Source organism: Paenibacillus ginsengarvi (assembly GCF_003626695.1).
Classification (GTDB): domain Bacteria; phylum Bacillota; class Bacilli; order Paenibacillales; family NBRC-103111; genus Paenibacillus_AB; species Paenibacillus_AB ginsengarvi.
Window position 1 is genome coordinate 23,309 of sequence record NZ_RBAH01000005.1, and the last position, 16,608, is coordinate 39,916.

Annotated in this window: 12 protein-coding genes; 8 read left to right on the plus strand and 4 right to left on the minus strand. The window is 52.7% G+C overall.

Annotated features, from left to right (window positions below; all coding sequences use genetic code 11):
• Positions 1-275 precede the first annotated feature (275 nt).
• Together D7M11_RS08515 and D7M11_RS08520 are read left to right on the plus strand one after the other, a co-directional pair.
• Entirely contained in the window at positions 276-764 is a 489-nt protein-coding gene (locus D7M11_RS08515) for a hypothetical protein (RefSeq protein ID WP_120746773.1), read from the plus strand.
• 308 nt (positions 765-1,072) lie between these two features.
• Positions 1,073-1,498: a DUF5946 family protein gene (locus D7M11_RS08520; protein ID WP_205127040.1), complete on the plus strand. Its 426-nt coding sequence runs from the start codon at positions 1,073-1,075 to the stop codon at positions 1,496-1,498.
• Positions 1,499-1,650: 152 nt separating this feature from the next.
• Here D7M11_RS08520 and D7M11_RS08525 read toward each other — a convergent pair whose 3' ends face one another.
• Both D7M11_RS08525 and D7M11_RS08530 read right to left on the minus strand, forming a co-directional pair.
• A complete protein-coding gene (locus D7M11_RS08525; RefSeq protein WP_120746776.1) occupies positions 1,651-2,877 on the minus strand; it encodes a hypothetical protein in 1,227 nt (408 codons plus the stop codon).
• A gap of 122 nt (positions 2,878-2,999) precedes the next feature.
• Complete coding sequence (locus D7M11_RS08530; protein ID WP_120746778.1) at positions 3,000-3,347, minus strand: hypothetical protein; 348 nt, start codon at positions 3,345-3,347, stop codon at positions 3,000-3,002.
• 288 nt (positions 3,348-3,635) lie between these two features.
• Between D7M11_RS08530 and D7M11_RS08535 the strand changes: the two genes are divergently transcribed.
• The gene (locus tag D7M11_RS08535; protein ID WP_120746779.1) at positions 3,636-4,442 is read left to right on the plus strand and encodes a sugar phosphate isomerase/epimerase family protein; all 807 of its coding nucleotides are present in this window, start codon (positions 3,636-3,638) and stop codon (positions 4,440-4,442) included.
• Between the two features lie 130 nt (positions 4,443-4,572).
• Here the strand turns inward: D7M11_RS08535 and D7M11_RS08540 are convergent, their stop codons facing one another.
• Positions 4,573-5,364, minus strand: a complete 792-nt coding sequence (locus D7M11_RS08540) for a phytanoyl-CoA dioxygenase family protein (protein ID WP_158606516.1) — start codon at positions 5,362-5,364, stop codon at positions 4,573-4,575.
• A gap of 180 nt (positions 5,365-5,544) precedes the next feature.
• Between D7M11_RS08540 and D7M11_RS08545 the strand changes: the two genes are divergently transcribed.
• Both D7M11_RS08545 and D7M11_RS08555 read left to right on the plus strand, forming a co-directional pair.
• A complete protein-coding gene (locus tag D7M11_RS08545; RefSeq protein WP_147433410.1) occupies positions 5,545-6,468 on the plus strand; it encodes an AraC family transcriptional regulator in 924 nt (307 codons plus the stop codon).
• A 361-nt stretch (positions 6,469-6,829) separates the two neighbouring features.
• On the plus strand, positions 6,830-12,637 hold the full coding sequence (locus tag D7M11_RS08555; RefSeq protein WP_120746785.1) for a choice-of-anchor I family protein: 5,808 nt from the start codon (positions 6,830-6,832) through the stop codon (positions 12,635-12,637).
• A 146-nt stretch (positions 12,638-12,783) separates the two neighbouring features.
• Here D7M11_RS08555 and D7M11_RS08560 read toward each other — a convergent pair whose 3' ends face one another.
• Positions 12,784-14,136, minus strand: a complete 1,353-nt coding sequence (locus tag D7M11_RS08560) for an MATE family efflux transporter (protein ID WP_120746786.1) — start codon at positions 14,134-14,136, stop codon at positions 12,784-12,786.
• Between the two features lie 130 nt (positions 14,137-14,266).
• Between D7M11_RS08560 and D7M11_RS08565 the strand changes: the two genes are divergently transcribed.
• The 3 genes from D7M11_RS08565 (at position 14,267) to D7M11_RS08575 (ending at position 16,495) form a co-directional block, all read left to right on the plus strand.
• Positions 14,267-14,953 (plus strand): TetR/AcrR family transcriptional regulator, encoded by a 687-nt coding sequence (locus D7M11_RS08565; protein WP_120746787.1) that lies wholly within the window; start codon positions 14,267-14,269, stop codon positions 14,951-14,953.
• A 54-nt stretch (positions 14,954-15,007) separates the two neighbouring features.
• A complete protein-coding gene (locus D7M11_RS08570; RefSeq protein ID WP_120746788.1) occupies positions 15,008-15,451 on the plus strand; it encodes a cell wall hydrolase in 444 nt (147 codons plus the stop codon).
• 159 nt (positions 15,452-15,610) lie between these two features.
• Positions 15,611-16,495: an alpha/beta fold hydrolase gene (locus D7M11_RS08575; RefSeq protein ID WP_120746789.1), complete on the plus strand. Its 885-nt coding sequence runs from the start codon at positions 15,611-15,613 to the stop codon at positions 16,493-16,495.
• The last annotated feature ends 113 nt before the right edge of the window (positions 16,496-16,608 follow it).

Here is a 16,608-nt window from a genome sequence, read left to right on the forward strand (position 1 = left end):
TAAACTCAATATACCACAAAAGGAATTTTCCTGTAAAGGAAATTTCGCTAATAGGAAACTTTAAACGAAAAGAGACATTAGTTCAACTATATGGAGCAGTTTTGCCATGGGCAGCTGCTCCTCTTTTATTAAGCTATTGGGCAGGAATATTCCGATATGAGAAGGAATTTTAATTAAAGGTTTGCCAAAATGGGGAAGCAAAAAAGCAAAGCGATACATGGAGGGATAATCTGTTAAGTTTATTAGTTATACACGAATAGAAAAGAGGAAAAACAATGAGCGGATATCCCCCTGAAATTGAACAATTTCACCAAACCTTGTGCAACCTGGCCGGAGTCGATTCTGCCATTAGCAGTGTGGATGATTTGTCTTCTGTGGATACGGAGCTGCTTTCCGTAACCGAGTATGCCCATCTGCCGCATGCCGCTCTGCTGCGTACCGGGGGAGGGCTGGACAATGAGGTTTTGATTCAATTTGAGCTTGTGCTGCAGCCGTCACAGGAAGGTTGGCATGCACTTGAGTTTCTAGGCTGGTTCGTCCGCGATTGTGCAAGAGGCGGCCGCAAGATCCAACTGCGGCCGTTTGCGCTGCCGCCTGTGACGCCTTATGGCAGACAGCTGGGTCATACGTTGAAGTTCCATCTTGATCTCTTCGTGGATGGCATTGAAGACTCACTGGCTCCTGCCCTGCAGGCTGTATCTGAGATAAACCGGTCCTTAGAACTTGCCATCAGCTTGTATAAGATTAATCAAGCACAAGTATAAGATCGCGCCTTTATTTATTGGTTTTGGGATCGCTACTTTTCAGCGGTGTGGTGCTTTTCTGTTCTGGGAACTTCCCGATTCCTAGAAGAATAAATAGCTGATATAAATAGTCATCATTATGCTAACGAAGATAATAGCGGAATTATTATGATTGGAGCAGGCGCCGCGGCGACCTGCTCCAGTTCGTTCAGTTTTAAATCATGAATTGAAGCCTTTATTATGGAGTATATCTTGAGGTTTACGCTACGTGATACTTTATACTTTTTATATATAAAAGAAAGGATTAGATCTCCTTGATAAACTCAATTATGGAATCGGGTTACTGTGTAGAATGCGGGGCGGCGCAACTGGATGGTTTATCTTGTTCGGAACAATTTGAATATCTTCTGGCTTGGGAGCATAGCGTACCTAATCTCTACGCCCTTCATTTTTGGACGGTTTCCAATTACATGTTGCAGCATCCATCACATTTTACAAAAGAAGGATACGATCTAACAAAAAGTTTGTTCTGTGATGCTTACGATTACAATTGGGAAACCTCTTACATTCTCAAAAAGAATAGGGAAGTCACGACAAATAAAACTTTTAAAATTGTTAATCCTACTCCTTTTTTTGAAAGAGCAAGAGTTTTAAGAGAATGGACGATGACGGTGAGCGATGTTTATACTGAAGGTGAAAATAATGCGATTGAAAATGTGAAGAAATGGAGGGATTCTATAAGAACTGAATTGTAGAACCTGTATTTTATTTGGAGTTTTTCAATAGTTTAATAAATAAAACGAGTCGCAGCTATAGTAGTGCTGTTAATTATTGAAAAAACCTCCGCGGCGGAGGTTTTTTGTATGATATTTATGTTTGCGCCTGGTGATCGGCCGGCCTGACGGCATTACTTCTTGCCTGTATTTTTTCTATTCTTCATTAACTCGCCATACTTCTTAATGTTTTGCTGCTTCTTCTTTTCCTTAAACGGCTTTAGCTGCGTAAGCTCCTTGCGGTCGAACTTTTCAAAAATCCACCGGTCTTTTTTAGCCTTGCTGTTGAAATGGCCCAGGTTGAAAGAGGCCAAAGCTCCCAATATCGCATTGTTGTCGATGTTAATCGACTTGCCGACTTCCGTCTCCCACTTTTTATGCTTGAAGTGTGCCACTTTGATGGCAAATGCAGTCGGAATGCCGGAATCGTCCCAAGCGGTCGCGTCGCAGTGAGCGTGAATGACCCAGAAGTTTAATCCCCCGCTGCCGGCCATGTCCCAAGAAATGCTGAATTCGCCCCGTTTTTGGTCGAAATCGGTCTTGTACAAATCTTTGATCGAACCGATTGTGAGCTGCCCCAACGTCCAGTGGGCATAGAGCGCTTTTTTCACATCGTCGTTTTGACCGTTCTCCATAAGCGCGTCCAGGTTTTGGTTTAAGGGAACGGCATTCGTGAGCGTCGTTTTTAATTGGCTGAGAAGGGTGTCGGCATTCGCAGCTGGGCCTGCCTGCCCAATCAGCGCATCGGCTACCGCCTGGAGCTGTGCAGCCGCTCCCGGGGTAGCGGCTTGATAGGCCTCGTATATTTCGAGTACTTTGTTCAGTTCGGCCTGCCGGGCCGTTACGGCTGCCGTGATCGTATTGGCCGCAGCAACGAGCTGCGTTAATTGCGTATCCAAGTTGCCCGAATCCGCGCTTGGCTGGTTTTTCTTAATCGTCTGGTCAATGTCCTTGTACTCGGTTTCCAGCCATGATTCGTCCGGAAGCGCGTTTTTTAGCCTACGCTCGGCGTTTAAGGCCGCCTGGTACGCCGGCTTCGCTTCGTTTGCGAGGCGCTGCTGCAAGCGGGTTTGGTCGTCATCGCCCAGCGTCCGCTGTACGAGAGTGCCGGCGGCGGCGGTCCTGTGCGGCTTCGCGGCAATAGCTTTGTGCTCCCGCGTATCCGGCTGCATCATCCGCATGACCGCCTGATTGCCTACCGTCCGCTGCAGGAAGCGGATATGGGGCGGGGAGAAGGGCCGAGCCGTCGTCCATTCGCTTCCGTAGTCTTTGACCGGAGCGGACGCCGCCGATTTGGCGGTCCGATTCCGTTTGCTGTCCAGTTTCGCCGATTTAGTTATAAAAAACCCCCCGATCCTCATGAATGGAAGTATTTAACTCCATTATAGGTAATGGATGAGGGATGTACTACTTTAATTTTTATCGATACGAATGTAGCTCCTAAATCGTCGCCGATAGCGTACCGGCAGTTGGATGAGCCATATTAGTGTCCATATTGTTCTAATGCTTTGAAAAGCTCAGCACCATTTTCTTTTATACCCTCTCTATATTTAGCAGGTATTTTGCTTTCGCAACGTGCAAACCAGTCATTAAAAACCTGTTTCCATTCTTGTATTTTTCTTTTTTCTAATAACAAATTAGCATCTGTAGTATATTTATGAGAAATCATTACTAATAAATCGATATTTGCCAGAAGCGGTTGAGCAATATTATCATTTTTTTCCATCCAATCCATTACGTTCTCAATGATCGAAATCGAAAACTTAATATAATCTACTCCAACATATTGTGCCAATTCATTTCCTTCTGGTGCCGTACTGAATATTTGCATGTTCAGCCTCACTATAATTTACTTTTTGTTCTCAACTTGATGATTCCGTTGAACCTCTTGAGCGGTCTATCTTATTTTCTTTTTTTGGCGTGCAGGATCACTAGATGTGAAGATAAGCTAATAAGGTCGAAAGAAAAGATGAGAATAGCGATGGAGGGACAAGTATACTAATAGAGACTGCATATCCGATTCGGAGGTATACATGATTAGCACAATCACCCATGCAGATGCGAAACGCTTATCAGGGAAATGGGTTCGTCAACTTATATTAGGAAGGAGACTACTAAAATGCAATTGCTCAGCTTTAAATCTTTATGGGACATGAAGACTGGAACCTTGGAAGAAAATTTGGAAAAAATCGCGGAGGCCGGGTACGGTGGAGTCGAGTTCACGCTCCCGCCCCAAGACAAACATAAACAGTTCCGTGAGCTCCTGGAGCGATACAACCTCGCCTTTATTGCGCAGGTCGTCACGCGGGATGACCATATTTCGTCGTTTGAATCGCTTGCCAGACAAGCAGCGGATTTTAATCCGGTAAAGATTGTTTCGCACAGCGCAAAGGATAGCATGTCCTACGAGGATCAACTGCGTTTTTTTGAGAAAGCACTTGCCGTCGAGGAGGACCTTGCAATTCCGGTTGCTCATGAAACGCACAGAGGAAGGGCGATGTTTACGCCATGGGCAACATCGAAGCTGCTGTACCAGTTTCCTGAGTTAAAGATTACAGCCGACTTTAGTCATTGGTGCTGCGTATGCGAATCGCTGCTCCAGGATCAAGCAGACCATATGTCGATTGCGCTTGATCGTGCTATTCACATTCACGGGCGTGTTGGCTACGCGGAAGGCCCTCAAGTCGCTGATCCGCGGGCGCCGGAATATACCAGAGAAGTCAAAGCGTTCGTTAATTGGTGGATGGAAATATGCAAGCGGCGTGCGGCGGACGGCTATGCTGTCATGACGTTTACACCAGAATTTGGCCCTCCGGGCTATATGCACACATTGCCGTTTACAAACCAGCCCGTTACGAATGTTTGGGATGTAAATAAGTGGATGAACCAGTTCTTCTCTGAAACATATAGAGAAGTGTTTGAATGATTTATTATTTTGGATAAGGGGTCATTCGCGAAACGGAAAAAGATATCGAGAAAAAAAAGGCAGGGCAGCCTGCGGATCGTTTGTCCGTAATCTGCCCTGCCTTTTGTTGAACGCGCTGGAAGATGCGATATTACGCTTTGGCGAGCAGCGGAAACAGCGATCCGCGAATGGGCTCGCCCACAACCAGACCTTGCTCGTTCGTAATGACATGGCCGGTGCCGTTGTATGTCGTACCGTCTTTCATGTAAATGATGGCCAGTACCCGGCGCGGCTTATCGGTCTGATTGGAGTGAGCATAGTGAAACGTCAATCCGTCGTGAAACGTGCAGCTTCCCGCTTTGAGCGGCACGACGACAGGTCGTTGATTCTCCAGTCCCGTTCCTTTGACATACTCGAAGATGTCGACGGGGTCCACCAGGCTTATATTTTTCAGCTTGCCGGCCGTATGCGATTTCGGTACGAACATCATGCAGCCGTTTCGCTCGTCAACATCGTCAAGGGTGATCCATATCGAGAGCGCTCCTGTTTCGTTCATCGGCCATTTGACCGTATCCTGATGCCAAGGAGTAGGCTTGGAATCGCCCGGCATTTTCCAAAGCAAGTGATCGTGGAACAAGCGGATTCCGCTCGCCTCGGTCAAGCGCATCGCGATCGACGCAAACCGCGGGTGGAGCGAATATTTGGCCATTCCGCCGTGGTCTCGCCATGCGTTTACTTTTTGGTTCAATACTTTGTAGTAAGCGCCTCCATCCTGATCCGTCTTGACGGCATTCCTCGATTCCGAGGCCATCGCTTCGTTGGCGTAATCCCGCAGCTCTTCCAGTTCCTCCGCCGTTAGTACGTTATCGATCTGCACAAAGCCGTTTTCCTTGTAAAATTCCACGTTTTCCTGCGTTACCCACTGCTCCGTCTTTTCCACCATTACCATCGCATCCTTTCCTCAGGTCGAGTCTGGCTTCCTACTCAAACATACCATGCGGCGAAACGGGCGGCTTGGCGAATTTGCTGCAAAACATGGGTTATTTTCTTCGCCATTCCGCGATGCAAGGTGCTACAATAGGAATACTATGCTTTGAACGATTCGCTGCCCGGAGGGATTGCGATGATCTACTATACGAAAGAGCAATTTCTGGAAAGTCCGGATTTTCCGTTTCATATTGAGCCTTACGAGTTCCACTCGAACGCGATTGCACCGCATAAGCATGAATTCATTGAATGCGTATTTGTTGCCGAAGGCGAGGGTGAGCATATTTATCGGGGGGAAACCTATCCGATCGCCAGGGGCGATTTTTTCGTCATCGAGCCGCAGGCGGAACACGGTTACCGGGTAACGGGCAGTGTGCCGATGGTGGTATACAACATACTGTTTCTGCCGGAGCTGCTCGAAACGGAGCTGCGCCAGCTGTCGCAGGTTACTCCGTTTATCCGTTTTTTCTATTTGGAGCCGATGCTTCGCGTTTCTTCGGAGTTTCAGTATCATTTGAAGCTGACGGTGAACGAAGGGCTGGAGACCAAATTTTTGCTCGACAGGATCGTGGGCGAGTATGGCAAAAAAGAACTGGGTTACCGGTTGTGCGTCAAAGCGATGCTGATGGAGCTGTTCATCTCCTTAAGCCGATGGTACGAGAAACGGGTGTCCGAACCTCTGTCTGCGGTGCGGGATGAAAAATCGGTGATGGCATGGGTGTGCGAGTTCATGAAGCTTCATTATGCTCAGCCGATTATGATGGAGCAAATCTACCAGATGTGCGGCATGAGCGCGGCGGCTTTTACCGCCAAGTTCAAGCAGTATGCGGGGAAAACGTTCATGGAATACCGCAACGAGGTGCGGATTGGCATGGCGTGCGAGCTGCTTCGTGGTTCCGGCGATAAAATCATCCATATCGCGCAGGAGGTCGGCTTTAACGACTTGAGCCATTTTAATAAAGCGTTCAAGCAATTGACGGGCAAGACACCGGGGCAGTTTCGCTCGGCGGCTCGGACCACCGGGAAAAGCTCAAATCTCGCAACTATATCTGAAGATTAGCTGATAAGGTCAAAAGTAAGAGGGGAATAGCGATTGACTACATAACTTGAAGTAGTTTTGCCAGACCTTCCCGAGTATGCTCGAAATGGAATGTCCCTCTAAAAGGTTTTCCTCGCTCTAAAAAGGCTTGTCCATGGTTCTCTTCTTTAGAAATATCTAGCCCGATTACCTGTCTGATTTTTTATCCTTGGGGATGATCGGCTTTTCGGCATGCGACGGACTCGACACGCTGGACCGCTGAAGGCCACTGTCTCAGGCTGCCGGCTTTTTCTTAATAATACCTTCATCTAGCGTTTACTGCCTGTTTACAATCGTTCCTTATAGTAGGGAAGGACGATTCGAAAAGAGGAGTGAACATGGATTGAAGAGAAAAGGGAAGAGACTTCTTGCACTGCTGCTCGGGGCGGAGCTGCTCAGCGGTTCGCTCGTATCGGCCGTTCCGGCGTTCGCCGCTGAAGCCGTTCCGCTCGCCGGGACTCCGTATCAGGCAAACGGTATGTACGATGTGAATGTCCCGCACGTTTTTATCAATCAGGTGTATGGGGGAGGCTTGTCCGTCGCTGCGGATACGTACAGCTCCAACGGGTTTATCGAGCTGTACAATCCGACCGGGGGCGCCGTTTCGTTGAACGGTTGGGCTCTTTGGTATGCGGATGCCACCAGCACGAGTACCGGCGCCAGCGGGCCATGGGAAAAGTTGAACCTTTCCGGCTCGATTCCGGCCCACTCCTCTTATTTGATCAAAGGCAACGATACCGGCGCCGCTCCGGCCAACCGGACGGTCGATATTTCGGCCAAGGGCGATCTGACCTTCTCGCGTTTTATTAATAATAAAGGACTTAAAGTCGTCTTGATGAGCAATCAGACCACGCTGTCCGACTCCGACAAAAATCCGTTCCTGAACAAGCCGTCAGGCTACGTAGACATGCTTGGCACCGGCAGCAATGACAATAACAGCAAAATCGACGGCTACGAGTTCGCCCATCCGAGCGGCTCCCCGGAGGGGACGTCCAAGAAAAAGGCGATTCGACGCAAAGTGCTTCTCGATACCGATAACAATAAGGCCGATTTCGAGCAGGTGGACTATAGCGCGGCAGATGCGCCTACCGTCACCGACAAAGGCCCCCGCAGCAGCGCCGACGGAGCTTGGGGCGTTGCGCCTTTGACGCTGGATCAGCCGGCACTAAGCAGCGCTTATGTGAGCTCTTATTACACCGCCAAGCTGAATGCGGGCGGAGGTACACCGCCCTACGCCTTCGAAGCGACCGGCTTGCCTGCGGGACTGGCAATCAACCGCAATACCGGCGTTATTACCGGCATTCCCGCTGCGGCAACCTCCGGGCCTTCGGCCGTTACGGTGGCGGTATACGATAACGCCGTGCCGCGCGCATCGGTGAGCCGGACGCTGATCTTGGACGTGAAACAAGACCCGCTTTCGATCCGCAAAATCGGGCATTACGCAGTCGGCATGTCGAACGCGGACGGCGGCGTGGCGGAAATCGTAAAGTACAACAAGGATAACGGCAAGTTTTATTTGGTCAACGGCTCGACGAATCCGCCCACCCTGGATATTGTCAGCTTGCAAACGAACGGACAGGCGATGACGAAGGAAAAATCGGTCGACGTCCGGGCGCTTTCCGAGACCGGCGGCTTCGTATACGGGGATCTGACCAGCGTGGACGTCAATACGGTCACGAAGCGGGTAGCCGTATCCGTGCAGGAGAAGGACGCCAACAAAAACGGCAAAATTCTCGTGCTGGACTACGACGGCCAACTGCTGAAAACGTACGAAGCCGGCAAACAGCCGGATATGATCAAATCGACGGCGGACGGCCGGTACATCCTTACCGCCGACGAAGGCGAGCCGCGCACAGCCGGCATCGATCCGGAAGGCAGCGTGACGATTGCCGATACGATCACGGATACGGTAACCCGTGTCCGATTCGATGATCCTTCCGTCATCGACGATCTTGTGCATATCCGTGGCGCGTCCGACGCGGGCGGCATCATTCGCGGCAGCGGGACGAAAGAGGACGCCGTCTTCGATCTGGAGCCGGAATACATGGCGTTGTCCGACGACAACCGGACGGCCTACGTCTCGCTTCAGGAAAACAACGCGGTCGCGATCGTCGATATTGCCGCCAAGAAAGTGACCGCCGTCAAAGGGCTGGGCTATAAAGATCTGAACGATCCGCGCAATACCCTGGATCTTCTGAAAGACAACCGGGTTCATCTGGAAAACGTGCCGTTCTTCGGTATGTACATGCCCGACGGCATCGCTTCGTACAGCCGGGACGGCGTCAATTACTTGTTCACGGCCAACGAAGGCGACGTGACCGAGTGGAACGGGCGGAATACAGGCTCGAAGATCGGCAGCGTGAAAGGCAGTCTGAATCCTTCCTCCGCCGCTGCGCAATTTTTGGCCGGCAAAACGGAATACGACAGCGTCGAAGTGGCAAGCGATATGGGCACGGACGGCATATACTTGTTCGGCGGCCGCTCGTTGTCGGTGTGGAATGCCGATACGATGACGCAGATGTTTGACAGCGGCAGCGATTTCGAGAGCATCACCGCCGAGCGGCTGAAGGATTACTTCAACGCCAGCCATGCGAACAACACGCTCGACAACCGCAGCGCCAAGAAAGGACCGGAGCCGGAAGATATCAAGATCGGCAAGGTCGGCAGCAAAATGTTCGCCTTCGTCGGTCTGGAGCGGATCGGCGGCGTGATGGCTTACGACGTGACGGACCCGGCTCGCCCGGCATTCGCCGCTTACGTGAATACGCGGGACTTCTCGGCAGGGCTCGATACCGATACCGGCCCCGAAGGGATCGAGTTTATCCCGGCTCCGTCGAGCCCGACCGGCTTGCCGCTGCTGTTGGTCGCCCATGAAGTGAGCGGCACGGTTGCCGTGCTGCAACTGGACGTGACCAAGGTGGAGCTGGATCAAAAAGCGCTCACGCTGAAAGCGGGCGGGGCTGCCGGCCGTTTGGCGGCAACGGTCTCTCCGGTCGGAAGCGGAGCGGCGACCGTAACCTGGTCCTCCTCCGACAAGTCTGTCGCAGCTGTGGATGCGAACGGCAACGTAACCCCGGTTGCCGCCGGTCAAGCGGTCATTTCGGCGATTAGCGCCGACGGTTTCGGGGTGGCGGAAACGGCGGTGACCGTTCAGCCGGCCGACGCTTCCACAGATACGTGGACGTTGACCGTCATGCATACGAACGATACGCACGCCCATCTCGCCGACGTGGCCAAGCGGGCCACGCTGGTGAAGCAAGTGCGGGCCGAAGACGGCGATAGCATCCTGGTTGATGCGGGCGACGTGTTTTCAGGCGATCTGTATTTTACGAAATGGATGGGAAAATCCGATCTGGCGTTCATGAATTACATGGGCTATGACGCGATGACGTTCGGCAACCACGAATTCGACCAAGGCACGAAGGCTTTGTCCGAGTTTGTCCGCGACGCCAAGTTTCCGTTTGTAAGCTCGAACATCGATTTTACGAAGGATGCGAACATGAGCCAGCTGCTCCGCTCGCCGAGCACGATTCCGGCTTACGGCAGTCCGGGTCGTGCGGAGAACGTAGCCGGCATCTACCCTTATGTCATTCTGGACGTGCAAGGACACAAGGTCGGTGTATTCGGCATGACGACCGAGGATACGAAGGAAACGTCCAGCCCGGGCAAGGACGTCGTATTCCAGGATGCGGCCGAATCGGCCAAAGCGACGGTCGCGGCGATGCAGGCTAGCGGCATCCACAGCATAATCGCCCTGTCGCATCTCGGGTACGGAAGAGACAAGCTGCTGGCCGAACAGGTGGAAGGCATCGATCTGATCGTCGGCGGACATACGCATACGAAGCTGGATGCGCCGGAAGTCGTCGTGGATGCCGCGAACCAGACGCCTACGGTTATCGTGCAGGCGAACGAATGGGGCAAGTTCCTCGGCCGCGTCGACATTACGTTTGACAGCCAAGGCGTCGTTCTGACGGGCAAGGACTCCGCGGGCAAAGAGCGGCTGACCGGCAGCTTGATGGCTGTAGACGCCTCCGTACGGGAGGACGAGACGGGCAAGAGCATGCTAGAGCCGTACAATGCGCAGCTGGAGGAACTGAAAAAAGAAGTGATCGGCAAAACGTCGGTCGTGCTGGACGGCGAGCGGGCCAACGTTCGCTCCAAGGAGACGAACCTGGGCAACTTTATCGCCGACGCCATGCTGGCGAAGGGTAAGGTTTTGAAACAGGCACAGATCGCCATCCAGAACGGAGGCGGCATCCGCGCTTCGATTGACGAGGGCGACATTACGATGGGCGAGCTGCGGACGGTCATGCCGTTCGGCAATACGCTCTACATTCTGGATGTGACCGGGAAGCAGCTGCTGGAAGGGCTGGAGAACGGCGTCAGCGGAGCGGCGGGTACGGACTTGCCGGGCAAATTCCCGCAAGTAGCCGGGATGACATTCAAGTGGGATCCGAAGCAGCCGGCCGGTCACTTCGTCTATGACGTGTTCGTGCAGAATGGCACAGCCTATGAACCGCTTGATTTGACCAAAACGTACCGCATTGCCACGAACAGCTTTATGGCTGGGGGCGGGGACGGTTATGTTTCCTTCGCCGAAGCGGTTGCGGCCGGAGCGTATCATGAAGATCTCGGATACGCCGATTACACGAATTTTATCGAGTACATCAAGGAGCTGGGCGGCACCATTGCGCCGATGGCGGAAGGCCGGATCGTCAGGGCGGATAAACCCGTTCCGGGCGACGGCGGCGATGACGGCGGTAGCGGCTCCGACAACGGCTCTGGCAATGGAACCGGCAACGGAGGCAATTCCGGAAGCAGCAGCAGCAATGGCAACAGCGGTAATAACGGCAATGCCGGCAACGGCGGCGAAACGGGCAATGGCGGCGCTTCGGCGGAAGCGGGTACGGTCGTATTGAACCCGTCGGCGCTGAACGTCACGACAGAGACGAACGCTTCCGGGCAGACGGTAAGCAAAGTAACCGTCGACTCCAAAGAACTCGCGTTGGCGATCTCGGGGGCACAAACCGCAGCTCCGGCCGGAACGCAGGCCGTTATCGTGATCGATGCGTCCAAAGTTGCCGGAGCGACAGCCATAGATCTGCCGGCCGATGCGCTTGCGGCAGCTTCATCGGGCGGAGCCGTGCTCGCGATCGAGACGCAAGCGGCCAGCTACCGGCTTCCGCTGGAAGCCTTGAACTTGGGATCGCTGGCGTCCGGCAAGAAGCTCGAAAACGCCCAAGTGCGGATCGCCATTACACCTGTCGAGGGCGCTGTAATGCAGGCACTCTCGGCAGCAGCCGACAAGCTTGGCGCGAACGTAGCGGGTCGGCAGGCGGTCAGCTTCGAGGTACTCGTCACTGTGGACGGGAAGACGACGGAATGGAACGATTTTGGTACGACGTACGTCACCCGTCTCTTGTATGTACCCTCGTCGTTGGATGCGAATGCTACGGCCGTCCTGTTCGACCCGGCCACGAGCGAATTCGCCTTCGTTCCGTCGACTTTCACGACGGTGAACGGCAAGACGGCCATTGAAGCGAAACGTCCGGGAAACAGTACGTACTCCGTGCTTTCCTTGAACAAAAGCTTCAGCGACCTGAACGGCCATTGGGCAAAAAAAGACGTTGAAGCGATGGCTTCCCGTCTGATCGTCAAAGGCGTATCCGACACGGCGTTCGCGCCGGACCGCTCGATTACGCGCGCCGAGTTCACGGCCTTGCTCGTTAGCGGCCTTGGCCTTTCTCCGGAAGCATCGGCGCAATCGTTTGACGATGTCGGGACGACCGCCTGGTTTGCCGGATATGTCGGCAAGGCGGCCAAAACCGGACTCGTGAACGGCAAGGCGCCGGGGCGGTTTGAACCGGACAGCACGATTACGCGGGCGGAGATGGCCGTGATGATCTCCCGCGCCATGACGCTCGTCGACAAAGCAAACGAGCCGGGCGGCAACGGCAAGGATGCTCTGAACATCTTCCAGGACCGCGCCGCGATTCCGGCCTGGGCGTCTGCGGACGTAGCTTCTCTTGCCAAGCGTGGCATCATGAACGGCACCGATGCGGGCTTTGCTCCCGACGGCGACGCGACGCGCGCGGAAGCGGCGGTTACGCTGCTGCGGACGCTGAGGACGCTGCGGTTCGTCACCCCGTAAGCTTGCGCTTATCATTAAAAAGCCATCTCCCTGCAGGATGAAACCTGCGGCGGAGATGGCTCTTTTTAAACAGCAGAGCCGGGTGGAACCTTTGAAGGCCGCTTTACAGGAGCCTATTATTTTAACTTGGCCTGGGTTATATATTTCTACTGTGCCAAATGATCCAAACTCGGCTGCAATCTGCCCCTCAGAACATACAGCATGATGGCGCCAACAAGGAACGCGACGGCATCGGCAATGACGAGCGACCAGACTACTCCGTGAAAACCGTTCATCCGATTGGCGATAAACAACACAGAAATTAGCGTAACCCCTTGAATGATAGACATAATAAACGCTGCTGTTCCTTGCGCTGTTGCTTGGAAAATCCCCGTGAACAAGGTGGTCATTCCCGTAATGAACAAGGACAAAAAGGTTACGTGCAGAATGTAGCTGCCCATTTCAATTAATTGGGGGTCATTCGTAAATAAACCAATCAAGTGGTCGGAAATCAGATAAACGATGACGCCGAACACGACCGCTAACGCTACAATCGCTTGGATCGTAAAGCCGATAGTTTGCTTCATGCGTAATTTATTCGCTGTAAAAGAGAAGGCAATGAGCGGCACAACCCCCTCACATAACCCCATCAGAATAAACTCGGGAAATTGCAATAAGCGTGATGAAATTCCGTAAGCCGCTACGGCCTGATCCCCATATTCGATAAGAAAATAGTTTAAAAGAAGCGACATTGCGCCCAAGAAGATACTCATAACGAAGACGGGAACGCCGATTTTAAATACATTGCTCAAAATGTCCCTGGAAGCCTTGAACCATTTTACGGAAACCGTTAAGAAACGGCTCTTAAATCCCATATGGTAGGCGTAAAACGCGCTCGCAATAAAGTTGGAAATGACCGTAGCCGACGCCACGCCGATCACGCCCCAATGGAAGACGAAGATAGCTACTGCATCGAGAATAATATTCACGGCGACACTGAGGATCATACCGCTCATCGACGTGATTGCTGCTCCCTCGGAGCGCACAATATTTTCCAGTGTGAAAAATAATACGACAAATGGTGAACCAAGAAGCATAACCGTGACATAGTCCTTCGTGAATCCGAAGGAGTCGGGCGTTGCCCCCAGGCCGTGAACGATTAGATCGATTAGCGGCAGACCGGTGGCCATTACGATAAGACCGAGAATCAAACTGCTGTAAACGGCGAACGAAGACACATGCTTTACATCGTCATATTTCTTCTCTCCCAGCAAACGGGAGATGAATGTGCCGCTACCCATGCCTATCAAGTTGCCTAGCGCCATAATGATCGCGAATAACGGCAAAGTTAATGCGAGTGCGGTTAACATAGCCGTATTATGGAGAGTACCCAGGAAATAAGCATTCAAGATGGTATATATGACATTCATGGACGTGCCTAACATCATGGGTACAGCGAAGTGAGCTACGGCTTTGGCGACCGGCGCTTTTTCAAAGTAATGGAGGTTTTGTTCATCCATGTGAATCACTTCTTTCTTTATTTTGTTATCTAACAGTGTAAGATTGAACCTTACAGTGTAAGATGATATCATGAACGTATGGAATCTGTAAAGCGAAAACTTACACTGTTAGATAAAAGGGCGGATACCGATGAAAAAGCAGCAGCCTCAGATTTCGGAGGATAAGATTTTGGAAGCTTCATGGGTGCTTCTGGGGGAGGAGGGCATTGAGAAGTTCAGCTTGAGACGATTGGCCGACCGGCTTGGGATTCAAGCTCCCTCGCTTTATTGGTACTTCAAGAGCAAACAGCATCTCTACCAGCGTCTGGCCAATCACGTATCGAAAATCATTCTGGAGGAGTTCGACACCGAAGGGGACTGGAAGGAGCAACTGCTGGGGCTGGCGGTAACGGTACGGAGTGTGCTCAGCCGGTATCCCTGTTCCACGCAGCTCATGATGATGACGTTGCCCCACGAACCGGATATCATCCGGTTCACCAACCGAATGCTGCTCTGCGTGGAATCGACGCTGCTTGAGCAAGAACAGAAAATGCAAGTGGTTACTACGCTAGTGAACTATGTGTTTTACTTCGTTCTGGATGATTACCAGCACGAGCGCAATGTCTCGGTTATGCTTAAGGAACAGGAGGCGCTTCCGGGCGAGGAGATGGCTCGGCTTCTGGACTCGATGAGCGAGACGGAAGCGGGACTGTTTCGGAGGATGTTCAAGAACGGGCTGTTCGAGCTGATGGGGACCGACGCGGCGTTTGAATTCGGCTTGAAGCTGATTGTGTCGGGAATTGAACAGGTGATCAAGGAGCAGGAGAAAGGAAAGTAACACTTCCGCTTCGCCTACAATATGATGGGTTTAGAACGCTAAAGAGGTGAGCCGATGGGAGTCGTAAAAGCCAGGAAACAGGATATCGATATGTTGGCAAGGTTGCTTCGAGCTGAAGCTGAGACCGAAGGCGAAACGGGGATGCTCCTTGTTGGAAATGTTGGCATTAACCGAATCAGAGCGGACTGCTCCGATTTTAAAGGAATCCGGACCATTCCCCAAATGATCAACCAGCCGCATGCGTTCGAAGCGCTGCAGCATGGTTTGTACTATCAGAACGCAAGAGAAAGGGAACGCCGTCTGGCCCAACGGGCCGTAAATGGGGAGCGGAGCTGGCCAGCCAAATTCTCCTTATGGTATTTCCGCCCAGGATCGTTCGAAAATCCCGGACCTTGTCCGCCGACTTGGTATAATCAGCCGCTCGCGGGACGGCACAAGAAGCACTGTTTTTATGAACCGACCGCGGAAGAATGCGAAAATGTATACAATACGTTTTGATTCTCATTAAAAGCCGCGTAGATCGCGGCTTTTTTGAGTTTAGGAGAATGAAGTGGAAGGGGTGGGGAGGAAGCAGCGCCGCGCTATCCGGGTAAAAAACCGCTGACGGGGGAATCGTACAAATATACCAGTTTTGTAAACACCGGGAGGGAAAAACCCATGCCGATCGCGGCGATCAACGGGACGCAGATTTATTACCAAATACACGGAACCGGAACGCCGATTGTGTTCATTCATCCGCCGCTATTGACGAGCGCCAATTTCCGCTACCAGCAGGTGCAGCTATCCGGCGAATTTGCCGTCATTACGTTCGACATACGCGGACACGGCCGCAGCCGCGCTTCCGAACCCCTGCTCACCTACGAGCTGATCGCCCACGATCTGGTGCGGCTGCTCGATTACTTGGGCATCCGGCAAGCTTACGTCTGCGGCTACTCGACAGGCGGGTCGGTTGCGATGGAGGCCATGCTGACATATCCGGACCGGTTTCTCGGCGGCATTCTCGTCAGCGCGATGTCGGAAGCGAGCGATATTACGCTTCGCAGCCGAATTCGGCTCGCAGCCGGTTTGTCCCGCACCAAGCCGATGTTCCGGCTGCTGATGTGGGCGATAACGCGGGGCAATGCGGACAGTCCGCTCACGGGACGCAATTTGCTCCAGGATGCGGTCCGAGGCAGCATGGCGAACATCCGGCAATATTACAAGTACAGCCTGAACTATAGCTGTACGGACCGCCTGCCTGCGCTGCGCGCCCCCATTTTGCTGCTGTACGGCAAAAAGGACCGCTCCTTCCGCAAATACCGACGCAAATTGACAAGGGCGCTGTGGTCCTGCGATGTGGTCGTATTTGACGACGAAAAGCACCAGCTTCCGACCAAATCCGCACTGGCCATGAATGAGACGATCCGGCGCTGGGTCCGGGGCAGCGAACGCCGCCGCTCAGCTTCGCAGGAGACGGATGCAAGAGAGCGGCCAGGGGTGACGATGCCTGAAATGCCGCGATACGCCGAGACTCCCGGTGCCGAGGAGCAGGCCGAATACTAAACGCTAGACCTACACAGTCCCCTGCCAGGCGAATGGCGGGGGCATTTTGCGCTGCGTTGCTGGATATAAATTGCTAGTTTTGCAAGCAAGGATTTTGGGCACGGTCCGGTCCA

What these genes read in the sequence shown, in the direction of transcription:
- D7M11_RS08520 (WP_205127040.1), top strand. Translation starts at nt 1,073, where the DNA reads ATGGAATCGGGTTACTGTGTAGAATGCGGGGCGGCGCAACTGGATGGT.
- D7M11_RS08570 (WP_120746788.1), top strand. Translation starts at nt 15,008, where the DNA reads ATGGGAGTCGTAAAAGCCAGGAAACAGGATATCGATATGTTGGCAAGG.
- D7M11_RS08575 (WP_120746789.1), top strand. Translation starts at nt 15,611, where the DNA reads ATGCCGATCGCGGCGATCAACGGGACGCAGATTTATTACCAAATACAC.
- D7M11_RS08535 (WP_120746779.1), top strand. Translation starts at nt 3,636, where the DNA reads ATGCAATTGCTCAGCTTTAAATCTTTATGGGACATGAAGACTGGAACC.
- D7M11_RS08530 (WP_120746778.1), bottom strand. Translation starts at nt 3,347, where the DNA reads ATGCAAATATTCAGTACGGCACCAGAAGGAAATGAATTGGCACAATAT.
- D7M11_RS08565 (WP_120746787.1), top strand. Translation starts at nt 14,267, where the DNA reads ATGAAAAAGCAGCAGCCTCAGATTTCGGAGGATAAGATTTTGGAAGCT.
- D7M11_RS08540 (WP_158606516.1), bottom strand. Translation starts at nt 5,364, where the DNA reads ATGGTGGAAAAGACGGAGCAGTGGGTAACGCAGGAAAACGTGGAATTT.
- D7M11_RS08545 (WP_147433410.1), top strand. Translation starts at nt 5,545, where the DNA reads ATGATCTACTATACGAAAGAGCAATTTCTGGAAAGTCCGGATTTTCCG.
- D7M11_RS08515 (WP_120746773.1), top strand. Translation starts at nt 276, where the DNA reads ATGAGCGGATATCCCCCTGAAATTGAACAATTTCACCAAACCTTGTGC.
- D7M11_RS08560 (WP_120746786.1), bottom strand. Translation starts at nt 14,136, where the DNA reads ATGGATGAACAAAACCTCCATTACTTTGAAAAAGCGCCGGTCGCCAAA.
- D7M11_RS08525 (WP_120746776.1), bottom strand. Translation starts at nt 2,877, where the DNA reads ATGAGGATCGGGGGGTTTTTTATAACTAAATCGGCGAAACTGGACAGC.